This window comes from Pseudomonas sp. NBRC 111119 (assembly GCF_001320125.1).
Classification (GTDB): domain Bacteria; phylum Pseudomonadota; class Gammaproteobacteria; order Pseudomonadales; family Pseudomonadaceae; genus Aquipseudomonas; species Aquipseudomonas parafulva.
Map to the genome: position 1 here is coordinate 12,219 of NZ_BCAV01000047.1, position 21,682 is coordinate 33,900.

The window sequence follows — 21,682 nt, forward strand, 5'->3', positions numbered from 1 at the left end:
CAATTACAACCCCATACATGTCGGGTGTAGAGCCCGGAGGGCCGATCCCTAGAATCCTAACAAAAAATCATCTGCAAATACGAAGCCTTCCCAAATGAATCCCTTGAGCACATCGAAATCCCTCACCTCGTTCACCTGCGCCGGCACCCGCATTACCCCTGTCGCATTGCTGGTCGCCCTGGCCATCAGTGGCAGCGCCATGGCCGCCGACAGTGCCCCACTGGTGCTGGACGCCACCAACATCGAAGACAGCGCCATGCTGCCCGGCGATGAAGCGGGCCAGCTGGGTTACACCGTCGAGAGCACCCGCAGCTCCACCGGCCTGGACTTGACCCCGCGGCAGACCCCGCAATCGGTCACCACCATCACCCGCCAGCAAATGGATGACCGCGCCATCCACAGCATCGAGCAGGCGCTGGAAACCACGCCCGGCGTTACCGCCAGCAAGCTTGAAGTGGGTGGCCGCACCGAATACCGCGCCCGTGGCTACGCCATCACCAACTGGAAAATCGACGGCCTGCAAACGCCCGGCGCTTCCGACTTCAACGGCAGCGGCAACGCCCTGAACATGGACCTGTACGAGCGCATCGACATTGTGCGCGGCGCCAACGGCCTGCTGGGCGGCACCGGCGACCCCTCGGCCACGGTCAACCTGATCCGCAAGGCGCCCACCAAAACCTTTGGCGGCAGCGCCTACGCCACCTACGGCAGCTGGGACAAACGCCGCTTGGGCGCCGACCTGAACCTGCCGCTGTCGGAAGACGGCCGCTTGCGTTCACGCTTTGTGATGACTCAGCAGGACGCCAACTCGTTCCGCGACAACCAGTCCGAGCGCTCCCGCGCCGCCCTGGCCAATTTCGAGTTCGACCTGGACGACGCCACCACATTGGGTGCCGGCTACCAGTACGAGTACAACAAGGTGGTGGGTGGCGGCTGGGGCGCGAACATCCCTATCTGGTACCGCGACGGCAGCAAAACCGACCTGCCGCGCAGCAACAACCTGGTACCCAGCTGGAGCTTTGGCGAATACACCACCCGCACCGCGTTCGGCTCGCTGGCACACCGCTTCGACAACGACTGGGCGCTGGACCTGAAAGTGGCCCAGAGCACCACCGACGCCCTTAACCACCGGGGCCTGGGCAAGGTGAACTCCGCTGGGCGCGGCCGCTTTGGCGGTTACTGGGACCAGGACGGCAGCGGCGCAGTGCTGAACGGCCTGCACAGCTCCAGCGATACCACCCAGCAGTCTGCGCAGATCGACCTCTCTGGCCCGTTCCAGCTGTCTGGCCGCACCCACCAGGCCATGGTGGGCTACAACGACAGCCGCACCGTGGCCTGGTCGCCCGAGTACCGCTGCAACATGGTCGGCAACGGCCGAATCGGCGCCCCGGTGGTCGGCTGCCTGTTCCGCGCCAACAACGGCCTGCCGATCAGCGACTGGCGTAACGGCGTGAACGCCGACTACGACATGCTCGCCTCGCAAACCGGCCGCCACACCAAAACCACCACCCGCCTGCAGGGTCTGTACGCCGCCACCCGCCTGAGCATCACCGACCCGCTGTCGGTCATCGCCGGGGTGCGCACCACCGACTATTCAGCCATCACCCGCAGCGTCAACGGCGCCCGCACCAGCCAGGAAGAAAGCGGCATCGTCACCCCCTACCTGGGCGCGGTGTACGACCTGAACGAAAACTACTCGCTGTACGCCAGCTACACCGACGTCTTCACCCCACAAACCCAGGAAACCAGCAGCGGCGCCAAGGTGGAGCCGATCCGTGGGCAAAGCTACGAGACGGGCATCAAGGGGGAGTGGTTCGACGGCCGCCTGAACGCCTCGGCGGCGTACTTCCGCAACAAGCAGGAAAACAAGGCCGTGCTCGATGGCGGCGTGCCAACGCCAACTGGCAACGACGCTTACAAGGCCGGCTCTGGCCAGGAAACCGACGGCATCGACCTTGAAATCGCCGGCGCGCTCACCCCGGCCTGGAACGTGTATGCCGGCTACACCTACCTGCACTTCCGCCGCGTGGACAGCGACGGCCGCAGCGACCCGTCGCACCTGTTCAAGGCCTCCACCACCTACCACCTCAGTGGCCCGCTCGACCGCCTGACCGTAGGTGCCGGCGTAACCGCGCAAACCAACATCCGCGCCATCTCCACCCCGGCCGGCCAGCCCGCCAACGGCGTAAGCACCGGCGCCACCGACGTGAACTGGTCGGGTTACGCCATCTGGAATGCCATGGCCAAGTACCAGGTTACCGATGACACCAGCGTCACGCTGAACGCGAACAACCTGTTCGACAAGCATTACTACACCCGGTACGGGTTCTACGCCGGTGCCATTTATGGCGACCCACGCAGCCTGTCACTGACCGTTAGCACCAACTTCTAACCCCGGCAGCCCGCTCCCATAGCCCCTGTGGGAGCGGGTTCACCCGCGAATGGGCTGCCCGGCAGCCTCATTTTTTCTCCCTCCCCCGCGTCCCAACTGTCCCAGTCCTCCCCGAACAGCTCCACCGGGTGCATGGTCCTGTCTGCGCCATTGCCGCAGGCGAGCGCCTTGGCCGGGCAGTACACATCACACCCCCAGCAGATACGCTCGGGGTGGCTTGGGTTCTTGGGAAATTTCTTGGCCATGGTGAGGGTCCTGGGTCCGGTTGCCAGACCTCAGCCTATGCCTGCCCCTGGCGTACGCGTTGACCGGGATCAAACTCAGGCTTTGGTGGCGTACCAGAGCGTCCACCTGTCTTGCTCTTCCATCGGCAAGGCATCACCCACTTGCGTGCTGATAAACCCGATCAGGTCTGCCAGCTCCGCGTCGTTCAACTCATGCAGAATGGAGCGCCCGGTGCGCTGTGCCAGGTCCTGTTGCAGGGCCTCGATGTGGGTGTACGTTTTGCGTGTTTCCCAGAGTTGCATCGAGCGGATATGGGTAAAGCCCGCTCCGGTCAGCGCCTGCACCACCTCGTCGTGTCTCGGCCGGCGAGCCAGTTCGACTTCCAGTAAACGAGGGAAGCGCTCGAAGAAGTAGCCGCGAATATGCTCAGGTGAGCCGGCGAGCGTTACATCTTCAGGGGTGCGGTCTTGAATCAGTACGTGGCCGTTGTCTCGCAGAACCCTGAAGGCCTCGGCGAAGCAGGCGTCATAGGTGGGCAGGTGGTGAATGAGTGCCCGTTCGAAAACGATATCTACGCAGGCGTCTGACAGGCCGGTTCCCGTCGCTTCGCCGGCCTGGAACGTCAGCCCCTCCAGGCTCGCTGCATTATTGCGTGCTGCCTCCAGCATCTGCGCCGAGAAATCCACACCGGTGACGTGCTCGGCGCCTAGGCGGTGCCAGGCAACTGAATAGATCCCGCCTCCGCAGCCAATGTCGGCTACCCGCCTGTTTACCGGGTTGACGATAGCCTTTATAGCCGCAGCCCAGCCACTGTCGGCTTCACGGCTGGCGTAGGTGTTGCGGTTGTCTTCAGAATGAAAATCGATGGCCATATTTCCCCCAGATCCAACACCCGTAGGAGCGACCGAAGGTCGCGATGGGCTGCCCCGCAGCCCCAATAACCCCACACCCCCTGCAACGCTAGATCACTTCGGTGAACATACAACCTGTGTGGGTCAATCGATTGCTCGCTCAAACACCTCATAACCCTGCGGCCCGATTCCAGTAAGCACGAACCCAGCTTTCGAATACATGAATCGTGCGGGATTATCGGGCCTTACGCTCAATCGCAGTCTCGCAAAGCGCAGTGATCTTGCGGTTGAGATGTAGGCATCTAACAGCGCAGAGCCCACACCGTTGCGCCTACAGGTTTCCAACACGTTAATGGTGCACAACTCTGCACAGTCACCGTCCGGCATCCACAGCGAATACCCCGCGAAATCTGTGCTTATGGTTGCGACAGTGAACTTGTCGAAATGAGTTACCCAACGGGTCAGATGACGGCTGAAATCTGCTCGCCAGGCTGCTTCGTGGGCGGGTTCCCAGGTGCGGATATAGTCTTGTTCGCCCAGGTAGATTGCTGGCAGGTCGGTAACTGATGCGAGTCTCAGATTGAGGTTCATGGGTGTCAGCCGGTGATTTGGGGAGCGGCCTTTATGGCAGTGTTGCCCAAGGGGGCTTGGTGTCCGCGTTGGTTGTGAGCTGTCCGATCATAGTTGGTGGAACACCATGGCATGGGAGCGGATACTGGATCTGGTGGCAATAGAGACATGGGTTACAGGGTCTAGCTACCGCGTACTTGCGAGATAACAATCTGCGGTAGGGCCCCAGCATCGTTCGAGTGCAAGACAAGGCTGGTGCGGAAGCCGAGCTTGTCGAGCATATCCATCATGGCGTCCAGCGTGAACTCCTCGATCTTGCCGTTTGCCAGCTCGGATAGCCGGGATTGGGTCACGTTGAGCCTGGCAGCAGCCTCGTGTTGTTTGAGGCCCATTTGCTTTATGCAGCCAGCGATGAAAATGGAGAGGTCCATCTTCAACGCTATTTTGCTGGGTGTGTCCTGATCGTGGATGACGTGGAAGGGGCTCTCGTATAATTGAAGTGCCATTGCTTCACCTCGCAGGGTTTATCTAAAATTTACGATAAAATCGTATCGAGGTTCGATCAGCAAGTTGAAGCGTTTTTTTCTGAAGAAGTGACGGTTATTAAGCTGTGTCGTTGATCAGGTTTGGGATTACTGGACCGCAGCGCTGCCCGCACGTGCCAGCCAGCTTCGACGCAGAAAGGCATATGGGACACGAACAAAAAAGGCCCACCTTTCGGTGAGCCTTTTTTGATACTGCATATGGTGCGGCACCAAGAGTCGAAAATAAACATAACTATATGAATTTACTGATTTATATTGATTGATTAAAATTCTGGTATCTCTAAAAATATCCTTAGACGAAAGTCCAGTAGTCCTTTATATGAGAAAGCTAAGTCAGAATATGTAGATCCATATCTATGAGCATCACTCATGGCCGTGGATGGGTGCGGCTCTGAAATTTACCGCATGAACGAGAGCGGTAAGCCAACTTCTTGCCCGGTTTTAGCCGTATTAAATTATGCATCGAATAGACTTATGATGAATCCAGGATGTAGTTTCGAAGGCACAGCAGTCGTTGGTTTCCGAGTAAATAGTCAATAGTTAATGCTATGTGCTAATTCAATCGGCAATCAGATTGCGTATGCTTGGAAAGATCTTTGGTGTGTGTTTTCGTAAATCAATCTGTGCTTTTTAAACACCTTGCTGGCATGCTATCAGTATCTAATTGATCTGATATTTTTTACAGTCCTTAGCGAACGGTAATAATTTTCATAATGCACAAAATTTAGCTTGATGCGATAATAGGCCTTAAGGCCTAGATTTTCAGGCCTCTAAAACATATCAGGCGAGGTCAATAATATGTTTATTGTGATTGAAGGCATTGATGGTACAGGTAAAGCAACACAGTTATCCTTACTTAAGGAGAGATTTGCAGCTCTCGGGAACCTTGTAGATACGTATGATTTTCCAGCGTATGATTCTTTTATAGGTAAAGAGCTAGGGCAATTACTAGCGGGGCATGACAAGGACATAAATGCTAAAAGCCTTCCAGGGAAACTGATGGCAATGCTTTTTAGCCTAGATAGGATGCAGTTCGTTGAGAGAATTAAAGCATCTATAGCTTCAGGTCATATTGTTATTTCAAATCGATACAGCTTGTCGAATGCCACTTTTCAGAGTATACGCAGCGGTGAAGATATTTCATCGTGGGTGTATGAAATGGAACACGGTGCATTGGGTCTCCCTAAGCCGGACTTATACATTGTGCTAAAAGGTAGTATGACAAGCGCTCATGAAAATGTTGGTTCGAAAGGAAAGCGAAATTATGTAGACGGGCATGATGTTTACGAACAAGACTTAGATCTGCTGAAGAAAGCTCAGGACATGTATTGTACGTTGGATACAGGCGGCGTTCCTAAAGTTATAATTGATTGTATGGTTGGCGACAAATTTAAGGCAAAGGACGATATCGCCGACGAGATTACTAAATGCATAGAGCAAGCTAGTGCCAACAACTACAACCTGGTTCAAAAATCGTGTATTCGAGAGCATATTCAAAAATGTATTGCTGCCAGAATTTTGGATGTCGATGAGGTGATCGAGTATACTAAGACTCTACCAGCAGAGCAGCTAGATGCTTTGAGAGATTTAGCTAAAAACTTAAAGGAAAGCGAAACAGGGAAAATGATCGGTGTGCTTCAATCTGCGAACGATTCGTTGCCGAATAATGTTGCCTCATCCTATTTGTTTGCATGCAGTAATGCGAAGAGATATATTTCTTTGATGTTTGAGACTACGAACGAAATAAAAAAATCAGCTATAAAAGAGTACTGCGCAAGGCTAGATGCGACACAAGACTCAGTTGTGCCCATGGATAGATATTTCAGACAAGTGATTGGTGAATAAGGTCTAGTATGTTACTAACTCTCGAAAGCAAGATGCAAGAACTTTATAGTAATAGGGTTATATATGACGGCCAGGAAGGTTGGTATCGAGAGCTAAGATCAAACAAGACAATAGGAATTGTTGCAACAGCGCATGTATTGATTGCGCTTAGGGAAAATGGATTCGACCTTGGGAAGCTATACCGGGCGCTAAACACGCTGGTATCATTTGCACTTCCAGATGGAAGTTTTCCTTTCGTGTCTAACGTCAATAAAGTTGGCGTGGTTGACGCGACCGCATGGTCCTGTCTTGCTCTTTCAAAGTGCAATACTGAGATGGCCAACTTTGACGAGACCATCAACAACGCATTGACATGGCTGGTTGACTCTCAAAATGATGACGGCGGGTGGGGGCTTATCAAAAATAGTCCTTCAAGAGTAGTAAGTACGACCGTTGCATTGAGGGCGATTTCGAGCGTAGGCTCAAGAACTTCGGAGCTCGACACTGCTCTTCATCGTGGTGTTAGGCATGTATTGGGAAGCGCTATGCAGTCGGGCGGCTGGCCCGATCTAAATGGTAGAGAGTGCTTGGGCTCTACGGCATATGCTTTAATTTTACTATCCGAGACTGGGTATAGAAGCTCTAGTATTGTTTCAAATGCTATCGATTTTGCTCTGCGTGCCATTGGGGATGCTACCTCATGGGATAAGTGTTTGAATCGCGAAGAGGTCTCTGTGAGTGAAGAGGGTAGTCCTAGAAGAATAACTTTCCATTACCCTCTGACGCACTTATTCGTGCGCGCCATCGTTGCTAATGACCATGTGAAAAAGCTCCCTAGCAAAATTGTTGAGGAATACGTCAAAAGAGCGACTGGTGGAAGTCATTTTGTCGGCGATACCACTGATTACGGCAAAGATACCAGCTATGGTGCCCACGACACCATTATGGCAATTGCGGAGCTTAATAAAAAAACTGAATATTTTGCGTCGTTCATAAAAAGTTATTATAAATATGACGATATAAATCCCGCAAAGTACCCGCAGCTATATCAGGTGTCAGAAGATAACCATTCAGAAATTGATGTGGTATTTGTTCACGGGTTAGGAGGAGATGCAAGGCAAACTTGGCTCAACGGAAACACTGGGTTTTACCTTCCAACTAAAATTTCCGAAGAAACTAAGACAAGAGTATTTTCGCTGGGATATGCAAATCCACCAGTGCGAGTGATGGGGAAGGGTATGTCTCTTGAAGACAGGACTAATAATCTTCTTCACCTTCTCGAGAGTAATGATATTTTCAAAAGAAAAACTGTACTTGTAGGTCACAGTTTTGGTGGTCTTATAACAAAGAAAATTCTCCTGTCGCTTAAGCTGCGGAGTAATCAAGATAGCTTTAAAAATATAGTTGGGGTTGTTTTTCTAGCTACACCTCATATCGGATCAAGGCTTGCTAACTTCTTGTCCCTTTCACAGTTTCTCTTAAGTCCCGATTCAGTAAAAGATTTGTTTTATAACAATAAAGAGTTAACTATTCTGAATCGTGACTATCACAAACTTGCTACGGATCACAAAATTTCTCACAGGAGTTATGGGGAGAACTCAAACTTTACAATAGTCAACAAAAGATCATCGAATCCAAACTTGCCAAACTGCGACCATATTTTGATCGATGCATCCCATACAGAAATTTGTAAGCCGTCTGATAAAACGGTGGTTCTATTCAGGTCTATCTGTGATTTTGTTAAAGGAATAGCTTTACATGGACAAGTGTAGTTATTGCGCAGAGTTTTCCGGGGATGTGGATAATAGCTACTACCTAAAAAATGTCTTGCCCAACATTGGGGTGAGCAGGTTGAGGCTGGAAAGCCTATATTTTTACATTTTTCCCAGCGTCGGGTCGCTGATCTCTGGTCATTTACTTATTGTTCCAAAAAGGCATTACACAGCCTTTAGTATGGCTACAAAAGATGAGATTGCCGAACTTGAATTAGTGATCAGTGACTTGCAGGCAATCTATAAGTCCGTACTGAATTCGGCTTCTATTTTTTACTTTGAACATGGTATATTGGATGTTGGTAGGTCTTTGATCAACTGTGTTGATCATGCTCACTTACATATACTTCCAGTAGCCATTGAAGCGAGCTGCTTGGACTTTAAGGATACGAGGTTTTTAAGTGTTTCTGACTTGCCAGGTATAGAAGCTTCCACTCCTGATTACATTTTCTTTGGAGATCCCAATAAGTCATGCATATCTTTTGATCAAGATAAGCATGCTCAGTATCTTCGTAAAGCTGTACACGAACAACTTAAATTGCAAAATCACTGGAACTGGCGAAGTGACTCACAGACCGCTAATATTAAGTCTTGGCTAGACTGCATGGATAGTTTTATTATGGGGCAATCTGGAGAGAAAAGGTTTAATGCTATACGGTTTTGCAGTAAATAGTGACAAAGCCCGCGAAGCGCGGGCTTTTTTTCTCTGCATTTGTTTCTATATTAAAACTTTAAAGTCGTTTGCTGCATTTCGTTCAAGATAGAATGGACTTGATGATCAGGCTTCTTAGTCAAAGATTGAATGTCCATGATTTTTCTAAGCGGCGAACGAGCAGCTTAACAGTCAGTAAATAGTAGTACCGTGTGGTCTCGCTACGTCGGCTTAGGCAATGCTGAAGAAACCAATTTAAGTGCTTACTCTGCCAAGTCCAAGGCGTTTCTCGCTGCCAGCGTTCTGTAATTTCAGCTTGAATGATTTTCGCCTGGCGAACGTGGCGTTGCTGCGTTGTACGCGAGCCGGTCAGAACTCCAGCCAAAAACAGCTCCATATCGAATGGCTTACTCATGCCCGGCCACCAATGTAGGCGGCGACCACGTCGATCCGCCCGTGCCCCAGTTCGCAGCTGATTTGCCACCGGGCCTCACGATCAAGGTTCCTATCTATCTGGCACCATTGGCCGCCGTTGATTGGCGCGGGGTGTTGGGTGAGCTGCTCGTAACGCTCACATGCGTACGCCGCTCGTAGCTCATGGAAGCCCTTCAGGTTGTGCGCATGCAGGATATCCCGCGCAGAGCGGATGCTTTCTTGCAGAAGATTCAGGTAGCTCTCATTTGGCGCAATCAGGTTGCGGCTACCTGCAGGTGACGCTTGCGATGCGAATCCAAGAGCATCACGAATATGATCATCCACTGCTATCCAACGAGGCGCCGAAGCGCCGGCGCGGCCACCTTTGGTGCCTTCCTGGATGTTGATCTTGCCGCAGGCTTCAGCCTGCCGGCTAAGCCGTTGCAGGTCAGCCAATATGGCTTCACGCAAGCGCATGCCAGTGGCTCGCGCCAACAGGACAATCGCGGCTGCTCGTAGCTGATGATGCCGACAAAGCGCATTGACGATCTGTTTAATCTGTTCGCGATCTTGTCCCTGCGGCACTGAGTGACGAACCCCGGTGCGCTGCATACCCAATGCCTTGCTCGGACTTGGCAATTTCACGCACTGATCACCGCGAAGCGCCGCCATGGTCCTGTTAACACTGGATAGCCGGTTATGCGCGGTGCTGACGGCGAGGTCACCGCGCCGAACCAGGTCGCGCAGATATGCCGCGTAGTCTGCCAACACTTTGCGATCGATCTGCCGCGCATCATTGAGACCAGGTCCGTGTTCGGAGCGGCACCATTTCACGAATGCCAACCACCGGTCGCAGTGCGCTTTGACCGTGCCGTAATGGCCACCGCCAAACATGTCTTTCAGCGCCTGCGGCCCTGCGTAGCTCAATTGTCTGCCGTAACCGAAATTGCGGCCATCGCGTCTACCCACCAATGCCATGTCAGTCACCTCATCTACCGTTCTCCGAACCTCGCCCCACGTCATCCCGCCAAGAATGTTGAGTGTTATCAGGGATCAAGGCCCCTGCGACCTGTGGGGATGTCCTCTAACGCGGGACTGGCGGCTCCTTACGTCCGGGAGCAAGGGCATCTCATGATCTGGCCTCCTGAGCACCGTTACCGGTGGGCGGGTGGAGGCTGCATTGGCTGACGAGACCAGTGCCGCGAGATCCTGAGCCGGGTGAACGCAGCGATGCGATGACCGGGGCATGCCTGACTGTCAGTCAGGTGCAGTCCATTCCTTGGTCTGCGGCACCATCATCTACAGCGCTGTTGCTGGTGACTTCGGCGTTTGTCACGCCGATTGTCACGAGTGGAGTTGCCGCAGAGCCAGGTGCGATGAGGGCTGCAGCAGTGCTAGAAGCGCCCGTCTCTTTCCAGTGAAAGAGACGGGCGCAGGTTGGCGCACGCGAAATGGCCAAGCGGATAGGCTGCTGCTGAGCAGATGGATAGGGTGGTTGCCGCAGGGGCAACGATATTGAGTTGGCATCCATCACATGGGTAGTGACCGTACGAGCTGCCGGACGCGAATCGTACTTGCGGGTGAACCACCGCGGGAGCGGCGTGACCTCAAAGGTTCGGGTCACCTGGGGTGCTGTCATCGACAGCTCTTGCGACTCCCGGTCTACACTTGTGGACAATATTCGTCAAGCAGAGCGATATCAGGGATTTAGCGCCTGTGGATAAAACTATCCCCCGGTGGACATCACTGGTTTTCCACAGACGTAAGCTGTGCCAGCAGTTTTTTTCTTAGGTATGGTCCTTTCAAACGGGGCTGCTTTGCAGCCCCGTTTGAAAGGACCCGCGCGGAGGAGCTTCATGCGGTGCTGTGGGTAACTTCACAGCGAGTTGAGGTGGTGGTGCGGCGGGTTACTCGGTCCTCTTGGCACTGCGAAGCCGCGTGACGTTCTCGCCCGTCTGCTTGGCAAACTCATGCGGCGTCACATGGTCCTCGCGGTTTGCCTCCAGAAACCGGCTCCACCAGGTCATGATCATCCGGCGCTCTTCGAGGAACTCAGCCTTGTGGGTATAAGCGGCCCGCACGTTGTTGCGTTCCTTGTGGCTCATCTGCCGCTCGATAGCCGTCTCCGACCATAGGCCAGACTCGACCAACGCACTGCACGCCATGGCGCGGAACCCGTGGCCGCAGATATCCACCTTGGTGTCGTAACCCATCGTCCTGAGCGCCGCGTTCACCGTGTTCTCGGACATCGGTTTCCACGGTTTGGCATCCCCCGCGAACACCAGGTCGAACTTGCCGGTGATCGCGTGAATCTGCTCAAGCAAGGCCACTGCCTGCGGCGATAAGGGTACAACGTGTATGTCCCCAGCCATCTTCGTACCTCTTGTGGAAAACGGCACGCCGTCCAGCGCCGGGCGGGTGTCGGGGATTTCCCAGATTCCGCGCTTGAGGTCGAACTCATTCCAGCGAGCGAAGCGCAGCTCACTGGAGCGTACGAACACGTGCAGCGACAGCATCACGGTAAGGCGTGTGAGTGGACGACCTTTGTAGTCGTCGATGCGTGCTTGCAGCTCTGGCAGACGCGATAAGGGTAGTGCGGGTCGATGTGTAACCCGTGGTGCTCTGATCGAGCCGTCGAGGTCGTGAGCCGGGTTCGCGGTGATCAGCCGCAGCCGTTTGGCTTCGCGCATGATGCTTTGAAGGTAGTTCTTGATCCTAAGCGCCACGTCGATGGTGCCGCGTTTCGTCACGGCTTCTAGAGGCTGCATGAGGTCGTGGGTATCGAGCTCGACGATTGCCCTGGCACCGAGCAAAGGAAATACGTGAGTCTTCAACCGGCTGAGCACAGTCTTGGCGTGGCCCGGCGCCCACTTGGGCACCATCCCGGCATACCAATCGAGCGCGACGCTTTCGAAGGTACGGCTATTGATTACGGCTTGCACCTTGGCCTGCTGCTTGGATTGGATGGGGTCAATGCCGTTGGCGAGCTGCTGTTTGAGCTCGAAGCGCTTGTGGCGAGCGTCAGCCAGCCCGACCACCGGGTAATTGCCGAGTGAGGTCAGGCCCTCGCGACCATCGGGCTTCACGTACCTGAGCCGCCAGCCTTTGCGACCGTTGGGCTTCACGAGCAGGTAAAGGCCATCGCCGTCAAAAAGCTTGTACTCACGTTCGCGAGCCTTTGCAGTGCGGCAGGCGTTGTCGGTAAGGGGAGCCGTTGTGCGAGCCATAAGGGTACTTTCCAATGTCGAATTGGTAGGTATCCTTAAAAGTACCCTTATTAGCGCTGGCTACCCTCGGAATCCGACGGAACGCCAAAACGAAAAAACCCGCCAGAAGGCGGGTTTTTCGGGGGTTCCAGAGATTTTGAAAGCTTTCTATGGAACCTTGAATGGTGCCGGCACCAGGAATCGAACCCGGGACCTACTGATTACAAGTCAGTTGCTCTACCATCTGAGCTATACCGGCAATGGGGCGTCATTATAACGATCGTTTTGGGCCTGTAAACCACTTAGTTGCGATTGTTCGCAAATAACCTAAGTCACCGGCCCAAAAGGAGAAATTTCTTACCAGCCGCGGTGGATGGTGTTGATGTTTGGCTCGGTCTTGGCGGGGTTGAAGACCAGCTTGTCGTTGTCGCAGCCGCGCTTGCGGCACGGGGTTTCGGCGCGCAGGGGCAGGCCTTTGTCGCCGCCCAGTTGCATACCAGGGTGGTTCCAGCCGAGGTTGCTGGATTTGTGATGCGACGGGCCGCTGCTGCAGGCGGTCAGGGCCAGGGCGAAGGCGAGCAGGGCGAGGGGTTTGGATAAGGTCACGGGGTCTGGTCCATTGTCGAATCTGGCGCAACGCCAGATGGCCGCAGGGCTGGCAGGCAGCGCGCGACGTCACTTTTTAATGATTTGGGCGGCGGATGATACACGGTTTTTGCGGTTATGTTGGGGGTGATCGCGGCTGAAACCGGTGGTGGTGGGGGTGTAAGGGAATTCTGGAAAGGCTGGGAAAGTGTTTCAGGATGGTTGCTTCGGACCTATCCTACGCGTGCCGCCGAAGTATCGCTGTTGTCGGGGAAATGGCTCACGGATACCTTTTCCGGGTCGCTCAGGCGACCGGGTGTGAGAACCCGCTTTAGAACGTAGCGGCTGCTTTATGGCGACCGGCACGGGCAGGCTTTGGCCTGGCCGAGCTTCCTATGTTCACTCGGTTTCTCACCCCGTGCACGGTTGCCACCTCTATCCAGTGAGAAGGCATGGATGTGGCGACTCCTCATGAACGTAGGGAGTTGCACATGAAAAAGATCCTTCCTGATTCACCTGCTGCTGTTTCCGATACCGTCACCACCGCAGGCATCGAAACCTTCCTCCCCGCAGGTAGCCCGTCTATCAACCTCTTGCGTGTACAGCCCGGCGTACCTGTGGACGCCGCCTATGAGCATGTGTCGATTTTGATGGGGTATATCAAGCACCTGGTACGCGAGGGCGATATGGAGGATGACCACAAGTTTTTGGGGGCGGCTGATTATCTGTGTGATATGGCGAAGGCGTTGATGAACGATATCGAGATTGCCAAGGGGCGGGTGCATTGAGACGGGGGGCCGCCGATGTTTGCCGTGAGATCGAGCGCTGCATTCCCCGCGTCGAACACCTTGCAGCCGTTACCCAATTGGGCTACCGCCAAAATCGCTTATGCACAAGCGGCATCACCTACCTGCGCGAAATGCATGCCGCCTTGCTGTGCCACTTGTCTTTGCGCAAATGCCTGTTTTTGCTGGCCTTGCGGTACCTGAAGGAATAAGCCACGTGCTGGAAATAGCGCTTGGCTCCAACAGGTAATCACAAGCTTGTTCACAGAGTTATCCACAGGTTTTTCTGCGGCTATCTGCCGCGCTCGGCAAGGATCAGAAGGTTGCGCGGGGTCAAGGGATGGTCGCAAAACAACCCTACGCGTACGTCGTAACCCTGTTCTGCCAGGTACAGGGCGCGGTCCAGTACCAGCCACAGCTCCAACGGGCGGCGGAACAGGTTGCGTACGCGCTCCAGGTTGCGAACCTCGGCCAGGCGCTGCCAGCCCGCCGCTTCCAGCGCGACCCAGTTCGGTTCAACGTGAATGGGTACGTGCTTGAGTGCCGCCAGATCACGGCAATACTGCTCGAACGGTTTGCTCAGCCAGGCCACGGGCAGCGATGGCGTCGGCAGGTACTCATCCGCCCCGCGTTGCTGGCGTTGAAGCAGGTCGAAACCGAGCCGGCGCGCCATGGAGGTATCACGCTGGCGGCGCACGCGGGCACCTGCGGTGACGGTTTCACTCAGGGGCAAACCCAGGTCGTCCAGCGACAGGTGCAGGCTGGAAGCGCGTGCAGCTGTGGATAACGTCTGGTAACTCGGTGTGGCGATACGGTTGTAGCAGCATGGGGCTACGGCCAGCTGCCGGCAGCCTTGCTCGCTGGCCAGCCGCAGCAGGCGCACGTGCAGGTCGCCGCAGGCATGTAGAGCGACCACGCTGGTGTCCGAATGCAGATGCCTGGCGCTTTCGGGTGCCATCACATCCTGATGCAGGTGTTGCGCGGGCAAATGGTGATGGGTGCTCAGTGCCTGGCCGGCTGCGACCAGTTCGGCGTCGTATTCCAGGCACGTCAGTTGCTGGCCGGGTTGCAGCAGGCGGCGGCCGAGGTGGCCTTTGCCTGCGCACCAGTCCAGCCACCGGTGGGGCTGGGCGCTGAAGGCCAGGTGGCTGGCGAAGGCTTCGATCTGCTGCCATTTGCGGCCGGGAACGGCGACGTCCAGGCGGTGGGCGGCTGGCGGCAGTTCGGCCTTGGGCAGGCTGCCGAGCGTGGCGAGCTGTTGGGCTTGCTCGGCCAGTTGCGGGAAGGGGGCGGGCATGCGGCCAGAGGTGCTGTCGGCTTCGGCGTCTGCCAGGGAACATTGACGCAGGTGGGCGGCCAGTTCTGGGTGGGCGGCCTCCCAGCCTAGTTGCAGGGTAGTGAAGGGGCGCGGTTTCCACAGCTGTTGGTGCTCCACCAGGAACTGGTCGAGGGCCAGGAAGCGGGTGCTTAGGTGGTGGCTGTGGAGGTGGTTGGGCATGGGGAGATGGTTGTAGGGTTTGAGGGCCTTTTCGCGGGTGAACCCGCTCCCACAGGGTTGGCACAGGTTGGAAGCCTGTGAGGGGCCTGTGGGAGCGGGTTCACCCGCGAAAGGGGCGGTGCGGGGTCAGCGACCTTGGCAGGCGTCCACCCGCAACCAGCGCTCCAGCAACTTGAAGCCCTGCACCAGCAGGAACGAGATCAGCAGGTAGAACAGGCCGGCAGCAAAGAAGATTTCCACCGGCAGGTAGGTGCGGGCGATGATGGTACGGGCCATGCCGGTCAGTTCCAGCAGGGTCACCGTACTGGCCAGGGCGCTGGCCTTGAGCATCAGGATCACTTCGTTGCTGTACGCCGGCAGGCCGATGCGCGCGGCCCGGGGCAGCATGATGTAGAACAGGGTCTTGCCCCGCGACATGCCCAGCGCCCGCGCCGCCTCGATCTCACCCTTGGGGATGGACTGCAGCGCGCCGCGCAGGATCTCGGCGATGTAGGCAGCAGTGTGCAGGGTCATGGTCAGCACCGTGCACCAGAACGGGTCGCGCAGGTACGGCCACAGCGAACTGCTGCGCACGGCGTCGAACTGGGCCAGGCCGTAGTACACCAGAAACAGCTGCACCAGCAGCGGTGTGCCGCGGAAGAAGAAGATGTAGCTGAACGGCACGGCGCGCACGTACCAGTGGCGCGAAGAGCGGGCGATGCCCAGCGGGATGGCCAGAATCAGCCCGGCCACCACGGCAATGGCCACCAGCTCCAGCGTGAGCGTGGCGCCCTGTGCCAGGCGGGGCAGCCACTTGATGATCACTTCCCAATTCATTGTTCGGCCCTCGCGAAGCCGCGAGCGGCGCGTTTTTCCATGAAGTGCATGCCGGTCATGGCAATGATGGTCAGGCCCAGGTAGATGCAGGCGGCGACCATGTAGAAGGTGAAGGGCTCCTTGGTCACGGTCACGCCGATTTGCGCGTGGCGCATGATTTCTTCAAGGCCGATCACCGACACCAGGGCGGTGTCCTTCATCAGGATCATGAACAGGTTGCCCAGGCCGGGCAGGGCGATGCGCCACATCTGCGGCAGGATGATGCGCGACAGGATACGCCCCTTGGTCATGCCCAAGGCCAGGCCGGCCTCGCGGTGCCCTTTGGGGATGGCCAGGATGGCGCCGCGGAACACCTCGGTGGCATAGGCGCCAAAGCACAGGCCCAGGGCGATGACGCCGGCGGCAAATGCACTCAGCTCCAGGCCCGGCATGTTCAGGGCATCGCCCAGGCTGCTCATCAGGCCGACGGTGCCGAAATAGATCAGCAGCACCCACAGCAGTTCGGGTATGCCACGTACCAGGGTGGAGTAGAAGCCGCCAAGCCACTGCAGCGGCTTGATCGAGGAAGTCTTGGCCAGGGCGCCGAGCAGGCCCAGCACCAGCCCCAGCAGCAAGGCGCAAAGCGCCAGTTTTACGGTCATCAGGGTGCCGGCCATCATGGCCGGGCCGAATCCGTGCAGGTCGATATTCATGGGCAGGTCATTTTAGGGACTGGCGCGCCGCAAGGGCGCGCCGGTCGGGGCGGGTCATTCGATGCTGAACGGGAAGTACTTGTCGTTGATCTTCTTGTACGTGCCGTCGGCCTTGATTTCGGCCAGGGCCTTGTTCAGGTCGTCGCGCAGCTTGGTGTCACCCTTGCGCACGGCGATGCCGATCTTGTCGCTGTCCACCACCGGCTCGCCCTTGAACTCGAAGTTGGAGCCGTCCTTGCTTTTCAGCCACTCGTACTGCACGTACTTGTCGGCCAGGATGCTGTCGATGCGGCCGGCGACCAGGTCGAGGTAGGCGTTTTCCTGGGTGTCGTACAGCTTGATGTCCAGGTCGCTGCCGTAGTTGTCTTCAAGCCAGGTGCCCGCCAGGGTGGCGCGCTGGGTGCCGATGGTCTTGCCCTTCAGGTAGGCCTTGTCGGTTTTGAAGTCGACGTTTTTCGGCGCGATGAACTGCAGCTTGTTGGAGTAGTAGGGGTCGGTGAAGTCCACAGCCTGCTTGCGCTCGTCGGTGATCGACAGCGACGACACCAGGAAGTCGAACTTCTTGGCGTTCAGGGCCGGGATGATGCCGTCCCAGTCGGAGGTGACCACCGAGCACTCGACCTTCATCTTGGCGCACAGGGCGTCGCCGATGTCCTTGTCGAAGCCCACGACGTTGCCGCTGGCGTCCTTGTTGTTGAACGGCGGGTAGGCCGCTTCGATACCCATGCGCAGTTTTTCTGCGGCCAGGGCGTTGGCCGACATCACCAGGGTGGCTGCAGCGGCCAGGAGAAACTTCTTGTAGGTTTGCATGTATTGCTCCGTTAGCGGTGGCTGGACATGAATTGCTTGCAACGCGCCGAGGTCGGGTTTTCGAAGACCTGCTGCGGCGATCCCTGCTCTTCGACCAGGCCCTGGTGCAGGAAGACCACTTCACTGGACACCTGGCGGGCAAAGTTCATCTCGTGCGTCACCAGCAGCATGGTACGGCCTTCTTCGGCCAATGCGCGGATAACGTTTAGCACTTCCTGGACCATTTCCGGGTCGAGGGCCGACGTGGGCTCGTCGAACAGGATCACCTTGGGTTTCATGGCCAGGGTACGGGCAATGGCGGCGCGCTGTTGCTGGCCACCGGAAAGCTGGGCGGGGTAGCTGTGGCGCTTGTCGTAGATACCCACCTTGTTCAGCAGCGCTTCGGCTGCCTCCACGGCTTCGGCCTTGCTCTGGCCGAGGACGCGGCGTGGGGCCTCGATGATGTTGTCGAGGATGGACATGTGTGGCCACAGGTTGAAGTTCTGGAAGACGAAGCCGATTTCGCTGCGCAGGCGGTTGATCTGGCGGTTGTCGGCAGCGATCAGGTCGCCGTTTTTCGCGGCCTTGAGCTTGAGTGCTTCACCGGCAACCAGGATTTCCCCCTGGTGCGGGTTTTCCAGCAGGTTGATGCAGCGCAGCAGGGTGGACTTGCCGGAGCCGGACGACCCCAGGATGGAGATCACGTCACCGTCGCGTGCGGTCAGCGAAATGCCCTTGAGAATTTCCTGCTCGCCGTAGCGTTTGTGCAGGTTGCGGATTTCCAGCGCGGGCGTGGCCTGAGCCATGTGCGGTCCTCATGTGTTCGGGTGCGTTCCCAGCTGTTGGCGGCCTTCCTGGCGTGCGCCAAGCTAGCATAGCGGCATTATGACGGCCAACAGGGTTGCCGGGCAGTCTGGGCCTTGGTGGGGCAGTTTGTCGCATCGTTGCAGCGCAACGTCGCGCGGATGTCCACCCGCGTTGTCGCCCGGCACCTGAGCCTTGATGAAAAAAGGCGCGATGGTGCCAGTTTTGGCCGGCTCAGGGAAGCGCTTTCGGACCGTTTGCTGAGTAAACCTGACCACGCGGGCAGCGCTCCACTGATGCAGGGCTGCACCTGGCAAGCGTGTAAAACGGCGTCGTGGTTGTACCTCCCGGTTGCACTTTTTTGCCTCGCTATGGTGCGTGGGTGTTACCGAGGGGCACCCGTGGTGCATTTGTAAGTGGGTATTTCCGTAATCCGATGATTCGGCGATGATTCGGTCACGGGCTGGCCGAATGCGCTCCATCCCGCGTCAATCAAGGCTTACGCACAATCTTGGTGCGGTGGGTTGGCACATGGCGCGCTTATTGCCAGTACGAAACCGCAGATTGCAGCGTTGCCCACCTCAACCCAGGGCACGCCTGACTCGCAATCGATGTGGTCCACTCCTTACAAAGGTAGTTTTATGAGCGGTAACAATTCCAACGACCTCGCTCAGGGGCTCAAACAACGGCATGTGACCATGCTGTCTATCGCTGGCGTCATCGGTGCCGGCCTCTTCGTCGGCTCCGGCCATGCCATTGCCGCTGCCGGCCCCGCCGTACTGCTGGCCTATGCGGCTGCCGGTACGCTGGTGGTGCTGGTGATGCGCATGCTGGGTGAAATGGCGGTCGCCTCACCCGACACGGGTTCGTTTTCCACCTATGCCGACCGCGCCATCGGGCGTTGGGCGGGCTTCACCATCGGCTGGCTGTACTGGTGGTTCTGGGTGCTGGTGATCCCGCTGGAAGCCAACGCGGCGGCGGCCATTCTGCATGCCTGGTTCCCTGCGGTAGACCTGTGGGCGTTCTCGCTGATCATTACCCTGGCACTCACCGTCACCAACCTGTTCAGCGTGAAGAACTACGGCGAGTTCGAATTCTGGTTCGCGCTGCTGAAAGTGCTGGCCATCATCGGCTTCATCGTGGTGGGCTGCGTGGCCATGTTCGGCCTGGTGCCCAGCAGCCAGGTCAGCGGTATCAGCCACCTGTTCGACACCCAGGGCTTCATGCCCAATGGCCTGGGCGCGGTGCTGGCAGCCATGCTGACCACCATGTTCTCGTTCATGGGTACTGAAATCGTCACCATCGCGGCGGCCGAGTCCAAGGACCCGGGCAAGCAGATCAGCCGTGCCACCAACTCGGTGATCTGGCGTATCTGCCTGTTCTACCTGGTGTCCATCTTCCTGGTTGTTGCCCTTGTGCCGTGGAACGACCCGGCCCTGGCAGAAACCGGTTCGTACCAGACCGTGCTCAGCCGTATCGGTGTGCCGAATGCCAAGCTGATCGTCGATATCGTGGTACTGATCGCGGTGACCAGCTGCCTCAACTCGGCGCTGTACACCTCTTCGCGCATGCTGTTCTCCCTGAGCAAGCGCGGCGACGCACCGGCCATGGCTCAGCGCACCACCAAGGCAGCGACCCCGCATGTGGCGGTATTGCTGTCCACGGCTGCGGCTTTCCTGTGTGTGTTCGCCAACTTCCTGGCCCCGGCGCAGGTGTTCGAGTTCCTGCTGGCCAGTTCTGGCGCCATCGCGCTGCTGGTGTACCTGGTGATTGCCGTGTCGCAACTGCGCATGCGGGCCCAGCGTGAAGCCCGTGGCGAGAAGATCGCCTTCAAGATGTGGCTGTTCCCGGGGCTGACCTGGGCCACCATTGCCTTCATCGTTGCGGTACTGGGCGTGATGGCGCTGCGTGAAGACCACCGTATCGAAATCATCGCCACCGCATTGCTGAGCATTGCGGTAGTGGCGGCGGGGCTGCTGGTGCATCGCAAGCGTGAAGCTGCAGGGCGGGTGGCGCTGGATAACTGACCCGCGCTGGCTGCAACGAAAAGGCCGCGCCCTGTTGAGGGTGCGGCCTTTTTTTGCCTGTGCTGGCTTCTTCGCGGGTGAACCCGCTCCCACAGGGTGGGCGGGGCTGTTGGGGCGCTGTCAGCCGAACTGCTTCTGCTGTTGCTGCTGTTTGGCCACAAGCTCGGAAGCGGTGATATAGGCATTCTGGAACTCATCACTTTCCAGCCATGCCATGGTGGTGTCTTCATCAGCACCGTCGAGCCACTTACGGTAGGCGCTGAACACCAGCACGATGTAGTCGGTGGCGTGTTCTTCCTTGTGCCCCTTGAGCACCAGGGCCAGCAACGGGTCTACCAGGAACACCGAAATCATCGGGACCAGGCCGTCCTCCTGGGCTTCCTTCATCTTCTTGAACAGCGGCTCGTAACTGCCCGACTCCATGGCCTTGTCGTACACCTGCTGAACACTGGCGCTGTCGCCGGCACTGGCCTTGACCGCCTGGCCGCTGCGGACCATGCGGTTCTGCTTGGCCTTGGTGGCAGCGCGCTTGGCGCGTTTCTGTTGCTTGGTGGAGGTGGCCATGAGTGGAGTCCTTTGGGGGTGCCGTGAAAAGTGCGTATTGAAGCGCAGATGCCTGCGAAACCCAAGCAGCTTCGGCAGGTCTCAGACACACTACCCACACTTCATCACCTCCCTGGACCTTCACGGATGAAAGTACCCGTATTAGCCGGCCTGCTGGCCGTTGCCCTGGCCGGCTGTGGCAACATTGCTGCCGTCAAATCGTTCAACACGCCCTATGGCTCACCCACTGCCGGGGACACCGCACGCCTGCGCGTCATCGCCAATGGCATGGTGCGGGCGGTGCCCGAGAAGGATTGCGTGGATTGGTACAGCCCCGGTGCAGGCGTGATTGCTGTACCGAAAAAGGGCTTCGCCGACCGTAACGGCGAAACCCTGGGCATGCCTGCCGGCGCGGCTGTGGGCAGGGGGGATGCTGTTAGCGAAGTGCTGGTGCCGGCCGGCAAGCCCTTCACCTTGCACTTTCTGGACGGCGGCAGTTCCCCGGCATACGGCACCGTGGAAAACTGCCTGGGCATGTTCTGGTTCGTGCCGGAAAAAGGCGCCGACTACGAGCTGGTACTGCGTGGTTACAGCGCCTGTGGCGGCACGCTCAAGCGCCTGGGCAGCACCGATCAGGTGCCCCGGCACAAAGCCGAATACTGCAGCGCCATCGCCAACTTCTAAGGCCAGGC

At 57.1% G+C, this 21,682-nt stretch carries 21 protein-coding genes and 1 tRNA gene; 7 read left to right on the forward strand and 15 right to left on the reverse strand.

Annotated elements, in window-relative coordinates; genetic code table 11:
• Positions 1–94 precede the first annotated feature (94 nt).
• The gene (locus tag APH25_RS17520; protein WP_060482812.1) at positions 95–2,392 is read left to right on the forward strand and encodes a TonB-dependent siderophore receptor; all 2,298 of its coding nucleotides are present in this window, start codon (positions 95–97) and stop codon (positions 2,390–2,392) included.
• Here the strand turns inward: APH25_RS17520 and APH25_RS26010 are convergent.
• From APH25_RS26010 to APH25_RS17540, 4 genes are all read right to left on the reverse strand, one after another.
• Positions 2,389–2,637, reverse strand: a complete 249-nt coding sequence (locus APH25_RS26010; protein ID WP_060482813.1) for a DUF3079 domain-containing protein — start codon at positions 2,635–2,637, stop codon at positions 2,389–2,391. The two genes, APH25_RS17520 and APH25_RS26010, sit on opposite strands and share 4 nt — an antisense overlap.
• 75 nt (positions 2,638–2,712) lie before the next feature.
• Positions 2,713–3,489, reverse strand: coding sequence for a class I SAM-dependent methyltransferase (locus APH25_RS17530; protein WP_060482814.1), 777 nt, complete (start codon positions 3,487–3,489; stop codon positions 2,713–2,715).
• A gap of 123 nt (positions 3,490–3,612) precedes the next feature.
• The gene (locus APH25_RS17535) at positions 3,613–4,059 is read right to left on the reverse strand and encodes a GNAT family N-acetyltransferase (protein ID WP_060482815.1); all 447 of its coding nucleotides are present in this window, start codon (positions 4,057–4,059) and stop codon (positions 3,613–3,615) included.
• 161 nt (positions 4,060–4,220) lie between these two features.
• On the reverse strand, positions 4,221–4,544 hold the full coding sequence (locus APH25_RS17540; RefSeq protein ID WP_060482816.1) for a helix-turn-helix domain-containing protein: 324 nt from the start codon (positions 4,542–4,544) through the stop codon (positions 4,221–4,223).
• Between the two features lie 837 nt (positions 4,545–5,381).
• Here APH25_RS17540 and tmk point away from each other — a divergent pair.
• Genes tmk through APH25_RS25065 form a run of 3 tightly spaced genes read left to right on the forward strand, consistent with a single transcriptional unit; the run spans position 5,382 to position 8,852 of the window.
• The gene (tmk, locus tag APH25_RS17545) at positions 5,382–6,428 is read left to right on the forward strand and encodes a dTMP kinase (RefSeq protein ID WP_023047072.1); all 1,047 of its coding nucleotides are present in this window, start codon (positions 5,382–5,384) and stop codon (positions 6,426–6,428) included.
• A 32-nt stretch (positions 6,429–6,460) separates the two neighbouring features.
• Positions 6,461–8,179, forward strand: a complete 1,719-nt coding sequence (locus APH25_RS25525; RefSeq protein ID WP_177331197.1) for a hypothetical protein — start codon at positions 6,461–6,463, stop codon at positions 8,177–8,179.
• Positions 8,166–8,852 (forward strand): HIT family protein, encoded by a 687-nt coding sequence (locus APH25_RS25065; protein ID WP_082428362.1) that lies wholly within the window; start codon positions 8,166–8,168, stop codon positions 8,850–8,852. The genes APH25_RS25525 and APH25_RS25065 overlap by 14 nt, the downstream gene beginning before the upstream one ends.
• Before the next feature lie 118 nt (positions 8,853–8,970).
• On the opposite strand, the gene APH25_RS25070 is transcribed toward APH25_RS25065, so the two are convergent.
• The 5 genes from APH25_RS25070 to APH25_RS17565 form a co-directional block, all read right to left on the reverse strand.
• Positions 8,971–9,246 carry a hypothetical protein gene (locus APH25_RS25070; protein WP_082428363.1) on the reverse strand — a complete coding sequence of 92 codons (276 nt, stop codon included), beginning with the start codon at positions 9,244–9,246 and terminating at the stop codon, positions 8,971–8,973.
• The gene (locus APH25_RS17550; RefSeq protein WP_031311649.1) at positions 9,243–10,223 is read right to left on the reverse strand and encodes an integrase domain-containing protein; all 981 of its coding nucleotides are present in this window, start codon (positions 10,221–10,223) and stop codon (positions 9,243–9,245) included. The genes APH25_RS25070 and APH25_RS17550 overlap by 4 nt, the downstream gene beginning before the upstream one ends.
• 929 nt (positions 10,224–11,152) lie before the next feature.
• Positions 11,153–12,472: an integrase arm-type DNA-binding domain-containing protein gene (locus APH25_RS17555; protein ID WP_023047074.1), complete on the reverse strand. Its 1,320-nt coding sequence runs from the start codon at positions 12,470–12,472 to the stop codon at positions 11,153–11,155.
• Positions 12,473–12,634: 162 nt separating this feature from the next.
• Positions 12,635–12,710 (reverse strand) — tRNA-Thr (locus APH25_RS17560).
• Between the two features lie 98 nt (positions 12,711–12,808).
• Positions 12,809–13,057 (reverse strand): hypothetical protein, encoded by a 249-nt coding sequence (locus tag APH25_RS17565; RefSeq protein ID WP_028635322.1) that lies wholly within the window; start codon positions 13,055–13,057, stop codon positions 12,809–12,811.
• Between the two features lie 470 nt (positions 13,058–13,527).
• Here APH25_RS17565 and APH25_RS17570 point away from each other — a divergent pair, with 470 nt between their 5' ends.
• Positions 13,528–13,824 (forward strand): DUF3077 domain-containing protein, encoded by a 297-nt coding sequence (locus APH25_RS17570; RefSeq protein WP_060482817.1) that lies wholly within the window; start codon positions 13,528–13,530, stop codon positions 13,822–13,824.
• A gap of 289 nt (positions 13,825–14,113) precedes the next feature.
• Here APH25_RS17570 and APH25_RS17580 read toward each other — a convergent pair whose 3' ends face one another.
• The 5 genes from APH25_RS17580 to APH25_RS17600 form a co-directional block, all read right to left on the reverse strand.
• A complete protein-coding gene (locus tag APH25_RS17580) occupies positions 14,114–15,319 on the reverse strand; it encodes a methyltransferase (RefSeq protein ID WP_060482819.1) in 1,206 nt (401 codons plus the stop codon).
• Between the two features lie 126 nt (positions 15,320–15,445).
• On the reverse strand, positions 15,446–16,135 hold the full coding sequence (locus APH25_RS17585; protein ID WP_028635318.1) for an ABC transporter permease: 690 nt from the start codon (positions 16,133–16,135) through the stop codon (positions 15,446–15,448).
• The gene (locus APH25_RS17590; protein ID WP_028635317.1) at positions 16,132–16,827 is read right to left on the reverse strand and encodes an ABC transporter permease; all 696 of its coding nucleotides are present in this window, start codon (positions 16,825–16,827) and stop codon (positions 16,132–16,134) included. Before APH25_RS17590 ends, APH25_RS17585 begins: the two co-directional genes overlap by 4 nt.
• 54 nt (positions 16,828–16,881) lie before the next feature.
• Positions 16,882–17,637 carry an ABC transporter substrate-binding protein gene (locus APH25_RS17595; RefSeq protein WP_060482820.1) on the reverse strand — a complete coding sequence of 252 codons (756 nt, stop codon included), beginning with the start codon at positions 17,635–17,637 and terminating at the stop codon, positions 16,882–16,884.
• A gap of 11 nt (positions 17,638–17,648) precedes the next feature.
• The gene (locus APH25_RS17600) at positions 17,649–18,422 is read right to left on the reverse strand and encodes an ABC transporter ATP-binding protein (protein ID WP_028635315.1); all 774 of its coding nucleotides are present in this window, start codon (positions 18,420–18,422) and stop codon (positions 17,649–17,651) included.
• Positions 18,423–19,061: 639 nt separating this feature from the next.
• Here APH25_RS17600 and gabP point away from each other — a divergent pair.
• Positions 19,062–20,447, forward strand: a complete 1,386-nt coding sequence (gabP, locus tag APH25_RS17605) for a GABA permease (RefSeq protein WP_028635314.1) — start codon at positions 19,062–19,064, stop codon at positions 20,445–20,447.
• 120 nt (positions 20,448–20,567) lie between these two features.
• Here gabP and APH25_RS17610 read toward each other — a convergent pair whose 3' ends face one another.
• The gene (locus APH25_RS17610) at positions 20,568–21,011 is read right to left on the reverse strand and encodes a hypothetical protein (RefSeq protein WP_028635313.1); all 444 of its coding nucleotides are present in this window, start codon (positions 21,009–21,011) and stop codon (positions 20,568–20,570) included.
• A gap of 126 nt (positions 21,012–21,137) precedes the next feature.
• Here APH25_RS17610 and APH25_RS17615 point away from each other — a divergent pair, with 126 nt between their 5' ends.
• Positions 21,138–21,674, forward strand: coding sequence for a hypothetical protein (locus tag APH25_RS17615; protein WP_028635312.1), 537 nt, complete (start codon positions 21,138–21,140; stop codon positions 21,672–21,674).
• The last annotated feature ends 8 nt before the right edge of the window (positions 21,675–21,682 follow it).

Excerpts from the sequence above, each read along its gene's own strand:
- APH25_RS17520 (WP_060482812.1), top strand. The coding sequence starts at position 95 with ATGAATCCCTTGAGCACATCGAAATCCCTCACCTCGTTCACCTGCGCC.
- APH25_RS26010 (WP_060482813.1), bottom strand. The coding sequence starts at position 2,637 with ATGGCCAAGAAATTTCCCAAGAACCCAAGCCACCCCGAGCGTATCTGC.
- APH25_RS17530 (WP_060482814.1), bottom strand. The coding sequence starts at position 3,489 with ATGGCCATCGATTTTCATTCTGAAGACAACCGCAACACCTACGCCAGC.
- APH25_RS17535 (WP_060482815.1), bottom strand. The coding sequence starts at position 4,059 with ATGAACCTCAATCTGAGACTCGCATCAGTTACCGACCTGCCAGCAATC.
- APH25_RS17540 (WP_060482816.1), bottom strand. The coding sequence starts at position 4,544 with ATGGCACTTCAATTATACGAGAGCCCCTTCCACGTCATCCACGATCAG.
- tmk (WP_023047072.1), top strand. The coding sequence starts at position 5,382 with ATGTTTATTGTGATTGAAGGCATTGATGGTACAGGTAAAGCAACACAG.
- APH25_RS25525 (WP_177331197.1), top strand. The coding sequence starts at position 6,461 with ATGCAAGAACTTTATAGTAATAGGGTTATATATGACGGCCAGGAAGGT.
- APH25_RS25065 (WP_082428362.1), top strand. The coding sequence starts at position 8,166 with ATGGACAAGTGTAGTTATTGCGCAGAGTTTTCCGGGGATGTGGATAAT.
- APH25_RS25070 (WP_082428363.1), bottom strand. The coding sequence starts at position 9,246 with ATGAGTAAGCCATTCGATATGGAGCTGTTTTTGGCTGGAGTTCTGACC.
- APH25_RS17550 (WP_031311649.1), bottom strand. The coding sequence starts at position 10,223 with ATGGCATTGGTGGGTAGACGCGATGGCCGCAATTTCGGTTACGGCAGA.
- APH25_RS17555 (WP_023047074.1), bottom strand. The coding sequence starts at position 12,472 with ATGGCTCGCACAACGGCTCCCCTTACCGACAACGCCTGCCGCACTGCA.
- APH25_RS17570 (WP_060482817.1), top strand. The coding sequence starts at position 13,528 with ATGAAAAAGATCCTTCCTGATTCACCTGCTGCTGTTTCCGATACCGTC.
- APH25_RS17580 (WP_060482819.1), bottom strand. The coding sequence starts at position 15,319 with ATGCCCAACCACCTCCACAGCCACCACCTAAGCACCCGCTTCCTGGCC.
- APH25_RS17585 (WP_028635318.1), bottom strand. The coding sequence starts at position 16,135 with ATGAATTGGGAAGTGATCATCAAGTGGCTGCCCCGCCTGGCACAGGGC.
- APH25_RS17590 (WP_028635317.1), bottom strand. The coding sequence starts at position 16,827 with ATGAATATCGACCTGCACGGATTCGGCCCGGCCATGATGGCCGGCACC.
- APH25_RS17595 (WP_060482820.1), bottom strand. The coding sequence starts at position 17,637 with ATGCAAACCTACAAGAAGTTTCTCCTGGCCGCTGCAGCCACCCTGGTG.
- APH25_RS17600 (WP_028635315.1), bottom strand. The coding sequence starts at position 18,422 with ATGGCTCAGGCCACGCCCGCGCTGGAAATCCGCAACCTGCACAAACGC.
- gabP (WP_028635314.1), top strand. The coding sequence starts at position 19,062 with ATGAGCGGTAACAATTCCAACGACCTCGCTCAGGGGCTCAAACAACGG.
- APH25_RS17610 (WP_028635313.1), bottom strand. The coding sequence starts at position 21,011 with ATGGCCACCTCCACCAAGCAACAGAAACGCGCCAAGCGCGCTGCCACC.
- APH25_RS17615 (WP_028635312.1), top strand. The coding sequence starts at position 21,138 with ATGAAAGTACCCGTATTAGCCGGCCTGCTGGCCGTTGCCCTGGCCGGC.